This window comes from Robertmurraya sp. DFI.2.37 (genome assembly GCF_029211245.1).
Taxonomy (GTDB): Bacteria; Bacillota; Bacilli; order Bacillales; family Cytobacillaceae; genus Robertmurraya; species Robertmurraya methanolica_A.
The window spans coordinates 1-304 of the sequence record NZ_JARGEJ010000605.1; the positions used below are offsets into that span (position 1 = coordinate 1).

The 304-nt window shown below is 38.8% G+C and carries 1 protein-coding gene; it reads right to left on the reverse strand.

Annotated elements, in window-relative coordinates; translation table 11 throughout:
• On the reverse strand, positions 1-304 hold a 304-nt coding region (locus PZE06_RS27880; protein ID WP_369011866.1), incomplete at both ends, for a 4Fe-4S binding protein.

Consider the following 304-nt stretch of genomic DNA (forward strand, 5'->3'; position numbering starts at 1 on the left):
GGTCAGCAAAGCTAACAGATCGGCATTTTGTACAGCCAACACAAAGATCATGGTTAAATTTTACTTGAAAGGCTCCCACTTTCCCAATCGATTGATAGAATTCACCAAGAGGACAGAAATATCGGCACCAGCCTCGCTTAGAGATAAACAACTCAAAGAGAACGATAGCCACGATTAACCATAAACCGATACAAAAGGTAAACAAAAGATTTCGCATCGCGAATCCAATAGGTGAAATCATTTCAAAAACTGGGACTCCGAGAAAAAAGGACAGCAAAATAACTGCAATTGCATAGTATTTTTT